This window comes from Castellaniella sp., from assembly GCF_041675725.1.
In the GTDB taxonomy this organism is placed as follows: Bacteria; Pseudomonadota; Gammaproteobacteria; order Burkholderiales; family Burkholderiaceae_B; genus Castellaniella.
The window spans coordinates 1-4565 of the sequence record NZ_JBAYTI010000109.1; the positions used below are offsets into that span (position 1 = coordinate 1).

Genomic DNA, 4565 nt, shown 5'->3' on the forward strand with positions numbered 1-4565 from the left:
ACCACGGACAACGGCACGCCCACCCAAGAGGCCGATGACGCCGGCGCCGAGCAGCCCCTCGAAACCCACGAGACGCCGCGCTTCGATCCCGAGGCCCTGCTGCAAGAGGCCGAAGCCCTTGCGGCCAGCCCAGCCGAAGCAACCGGCACCGAAGCAGTCGCGGCCGAAACAGCCGAGGCCGCCTCGGACACGCGGCCCCAGGCACCAGACGATGTCGGCCCGCAGGCCGCCGAAGAACCCGTAGCCGACGCGGCGCCGGATGCGGCCATGCAAGAGGCGCAAAAAGCCGGCACCGTGGCCACTGAAGCAGCGTCACCGGCCGCAGCCGACGATAAGGGGGTAGAGACGGCCCCTGTCGCCGGCGGCGCGGTTCAGGTTGCGGGCGAAACCATCCAAACGGCCAGCGAGGCGACGCCGGCGGATGACGCCACTCCAGTCGCGGATGAGGCCGTCCCGGCGCTTGACGAAGCGGCTCCGATCGGGGGTCCGGCCGTTCAAGAGGCAGACGAAGCGGCTGCCGTCACGGCGGCGGCCGGCCTGGCCGAACCCGAAGAGGCGGCCGATGACGAACGCATCGACCCCAACGGTCGGGCGCCCATCGTGGTCGATACGCTCGATACCGTGCTGGCCGCCGCTGGCATGGAAATGATCGAGACCCGCGACGTGCCGCACATCCCGGCGCCCGCGCCCAAGCCACTGGGTCGGGCGCGCAAACCGGTGGCCGTGGTCCATGAAGAGCCCCTCCAGCAAGTGGAAACAGGCCACTGAAGCCCCCCAGGCAGACGGGCAAGGCGTCCAGGATCTGGACGCCTTCCTGGACGCCCTGTGGCTGGAAGACGGGCTGGCCGCCAACACCCTGGCCGCCTATCGACGCGACCTGAACGCCTTTGCCCGTTGGCTGCAGGCCAATGGGCGGGGCGATCTGGCGCAGGCCGCCACACACGACATCCAGGCCTGGATGGCCGCCGAATACCCGCGCACCAAGACCAGCACGGCCAACCGTCGCCTGGCGACCCTGCGGCGCTACTTTCTCTGGGCGATGCGTACCGGCCTGATCGCCGAAGATCCCAGCCAGGGGCTGCAGGGGGCGCGCCCGACCGCCCGTTTTCCCAAAATCCTGTCCGAAACCCAGGTAGAGGCCCTGCTCAAGGCGCCCGACACCGGAACCACGCTGGGCCTGCGCGATCGCGCCATGCTGGAGACGCTGTATGCGACCGGCATGCGGGTCAGCGAGCTGGTCCAGCTGCAGGTGCAGCACACGAGCCTGAACGATAGCGTGATTCGCGTGGTCATGGGCAAAGGGGCGAAAGACCGGCTGGTTCCTCTGGGCGCCGAGGCGCGCCACTGGATCGAACAGTATCTCGCTGTTTCGCGCCCGGCCCTGCTGGGCCATCGCCACTGCGAGGCCCTGTTCATCACGGCGCGCGCGGCCGCCATGACCCGGCAAGCGTTCTGGTTGCTGGTGCGCAAGTACGCGACCCAGGCCGACATCCACGTGCCGCTGTCGCCCCACGTACTGCGCCATGCGTTTGCCACCCACCTGCTCAACCACGGCGCAGATTTACGCGTCGTGCAGATGCTGCTGGGGCATGCCGACATTTCCACCACCCAGATCTATACTCATGTAGCACGCGAGCGGCTCAAAACCCTGCACGCGCAGCATCATCCGCGCGGCTGACGCCTCATCCGCCCTACACCGCGCCGGGCCTATCCCGACACCCAACGAACCGTCCAGCCCCATGCGCAAATCCGGCCACGTTTCCGAAACCCCTGCCACCCACTGGCTGCGCCAGCAGCGCATCCCCTTCGAGGCTTTCCCTTACGAATACGTCGACCACGGTGGCGCCCGGGAAGCGGCCCGCCAGCTTGGGCTGCCCCTGCATCAGCTGGCCAAGACCCTGATCATGGAAGACGAGCGCGGGCAGCCATTGATCATGCTGATGCACGGCGACCATGAAGTGTCCACCAAGAACCTCGCGCGCCAGATCGGGGTCAAGAAAGTGTCGCCTTGCACGCCAGATACGGCCCAGCGCCATTCGGGCTACCAGGTGGGCGGTACCTCGCCCTTTGCCACACGCAAGCACATGCCAGTCTGGATCGAAGCCAGTCTGCTGGATTTCGACCACGTGTACCTGAATGGCGGCCGGCGGGGCTTTCTGATCCGGGTCGCCAGCAAGGTGCTGGCGCAGGCCCTGGGTGCCCAGGCGGTTCACGTGGCACTACCCTGAATCCGCGCACCGTCGCGCCACCACTGATCAAAGACAGGCCCATGCACCCATGCCGCTCGATACCTGGTTGATTTTTTTTCTGACGTGCTGGGGCATCGCCATCGTGCCAGGCCCCAATCAGCTGTTGGTCCTGACGCACGGCGCGCTCTATGGCAGCCGGAAAACCCTGGCCACGGTCGCCGGTGGCGTGCTGGGATTGATGACGATGATTTCCCTGTGCGCGCTGGGGCTGGGCGCCCTCATCCAGGCGTCCATGACCTGGTTCACGGCACTGAAGATGATCGGCGGCCTTTACCTGATCTGGCTCGGCATCAACCTGTGGCGCGCGCCGCCGATGGCGGTCGACCTGGGCGAAGCCACGCACACGCGCGCCTGGTCGCTTTTCAACCAGGGGTTTGTGGCGGCGGTCTCGAACCCGAAAGCACTGCTGCTTTTCACCGCCTTCATCCCGCCCTTTCTGAACCCGCATCACAGCCCGCTGCTGCAGACCGCAATCGTCGCCCTGACCTACGCAGCGGCCGAATTCGTCGTCGAGTACGTCGTGGCCGCCGCATCCCACCACATACGACCCTGGCTGGCCCGTTCGGGACGGCGCTTCAACAAGCTCTGTGGCGGCCTCTTCATGGGCTTTGGCGTGATGCTTCCCTGGCATTCTTAGGGCTACGCTGCCGAAAATTTACCGTGTTTCCAGATCGGCGATTGTCTTGACCGCATCGTCTTCAGGGATGAAATCATATTGTGCACAATCGGGCAATTCATAGTGCCACCACTCTGTCGGTATGGTACGAAAGCCCGCGTGCAGCATGATCCCCAGCAATAGGTGCCGGTTGCGCTGCACCGCGGCCGGCAGATCCGAGCGCCCGTGGTGGGATTGCTCGCACATGGCATCGAAGCCCGTGCCCATGTCCAGCGGCCGTCCGTCTGCGCCGATCAGGCCGACGTCGATGGCCACGCCACGCGTATGGTTGGAGCCCTGGCGGGCGTCGGCCACGTAGCGTGGATCGGACAGCGCCTGCCAGAACACGGCCTGGGCCGCGGCGGGCCGATAGGCATCGAACACGATCATCGTCAGGCCGCAACTGCGTGCTGCCTGCACGGCGCTTGCCAGGCAATCCACCGCCTCGGGGCGCAGAACGGCGCGCGCCTCGGGCGCATAGACGGCGCGGCCGACGAAGTTGTGCGCCGTGGCGTAGGCCAGCGCAATATGCAAGCCGCGGATGTGGCTGATATCGGTGAGTGAGGACATGGCGGTTTTCGAAGCGATCCCGAGCGGCTCTACCTATTGGGCCCTGGTAGGGCACCCTGGCGCCTCCTGCAGGAATCGAACCTGCAATCTTCCCTTAGGAGGGGAAAGTTATATCCATTTAACTAAGGAGGCGGCAAGCCGGCGGCCAGGCGCGCCGGGGCAAGCCCAACATTATAAGTGACTGCAGCCGGAAAAAGGTTTCGATATACTCACTGGCTATCCACCTTGGGGATCGACGTCGTGCATATTAAGAGCCAGAAGGATTTTTTCTCGGGCTTGCTGTTCATCGTACTGGGGGCGGGCTTTGGCTGGGGCGCGCTGGGATACCGCATGGGCACCAGTGCCCACATGGGGCCGGGCTATTTTCCCCTGCTGTGCAGCATTCTGCTGGCGTCGATCGGGCTGATCCTGTGCATCAAGTCGGTCACCCTGCGGCAGGGGGGCGAGCGCATCGGCGCCTGGCGCTGGCGTCCGGTGCTATACGTGGTCCTGGCCAACGTGCTGTTTGGCGTCCTGCTGGGCGGCTGGCCCACGCTGGGGATCCCGGCGTTCGGCCTGCTGTTCGCCACCTTCGTGCTGATCGTGGTCGCCGCCCGCGCCGGATCGGAATTCCGCTGGGGCGAGGCCCTGATCCTGGCCGCCATCCTCACGGCCGGCAGCTGGCTGGTGTTCGTCTGGGGCCTGGGGATGCCGTTCCTGACGTGGCCGCCGTTCCTCGGCACCTGATGGAACCCGCCCACCCGCCCACTCTTTCGGAACCGATCGCATGGAACTGTTCGAACACCTGGCCCTCGGGTTCAGCGTGGCCTTTACCTGGCACAACCTGGCCTATGCCTTCATCGGCTGCCTGCTTGGCACCCTGATCGGCATCCTGCCGGGCCTGGGTCCGACCGCCACCATCGCCATCCTGCTGCCGGGCACCTTCGCCCTGGATCCGACCTCGGCGCTCATCATGCTGGCGGGCATTTACTACGGGGCGGCCTACGGCGGATCCACCACATCCATCCTGGTCAACCTGCCGGGCGAGATCTCGTCGGTGGTGACCGTGCTCGATGGCTACCAGATGGCCCGCAAGGGCCGGGCCGGGCCGG

The 4565-nt window shown here is 66.1% G+C and carries 6 protein-coding genes, 1 tRNA gene and 1 pseudogene; 6 read left to right on the forward strand and 2 right to left on the reverse strand.

Features of this window, described 5'->3' with window-relative positions:
- The 4 genes and pseudogenes from WCZ84_RS13620 to WCZ84_RS13635 all read left to right on the forward strand — a co-directional run.
- Positions 1–768 (forward strand): annotated as a pseudogene (locus WCZ84_RS13620) (hypothetical protein); the annotation flags it as partial.
- A complete protein-coding gene (gene xerD / locus WCZ84_RS13625) occupies positions 731–1678 on the forward strand; it encodes a site-specific tyrosine recombinase XerD (protein WP_372686822.1) in 948 nt (315 codons plus the stop codon). The pseudogene WCZ84_RS13620 and the gene xerD, both read left to right, overlap by 38 nt.
- Before the next feature lie 61 nt (positions 1679–1739).
- Positions 1740–2228: an aminoacyl-tRNA deacylase gene (locus tag WCZ84_RS13630; RefSeq protein ID WP_372686823.1), complete on the forward strand. Its 489-nt coding sequence runs from the start codon at positions 1740–1742 to the stop codon at positions 2226–2228.
- Positions 2229–2277: 49 nt separating this feature from the next.
- Positions 2278–2886, forward strand: coding sequence for a LysE family translocator (locus WCZ84_RS13635; protein WP_372686824.1), 609 nt, complete (start codon positions 2278–2280; stop codon positions 2884–2886).
- Between the two features lie 18 nt (positions 2887–2904).
- On the opposite strand, the gene ddpX is transcribed toward WCZ84_RS13635, so the two are convergent.
- Both ddpX and WCZ84_RS13645 read right to left on the reverse strand, forming a co-directional pair.
- Positions 2905–3474 carry a D-alanyl-D-alanine dipeptidase gene (gene ddpX / locus WCZ84_RS13640; RefSeq protein ID WP_372686825.1) on the reverse strand — a complete coding sequence of 190 codons (570 nt, stop codon included), beginning with the start codon at positions 3472–3474 and terminating at the stop codon, positions 2905–2907.
- Positions 3475–3531: 57 nt separating this feature from the next.
- Positions 3532–3606 (reverse strand) — tRNA-Arg (locus WCZ84_RS13645).
- Positions 3607–3699: 93 nt separating this feature from the next.
- Here WCZ84_RS13645 and WCZ84_RS13650 point away from each other — a divergent pair.
- Positions 3700–4200: a tripartite tricarboxylate transporter TctB family protein gene (locus WCZ84_RS13650; RefSeq protein ID WP_372686826.1), complete on the forward strand. Its 501-nt coding sequence runs from the start codon at positions 3700–3702 to the stop codon at positions 4198–4200.
- Positions 4201–4240: 40 nt separating this feature from the next.
- A partial coding sequence (locus tag WCZ84_RS13655; RefSeq protein WP_372686827.1) for a tripartite tricarboxylate transporter permease occupies positions 4241–4565 on the forward strand: 325 nt, incomplete at its 3' end.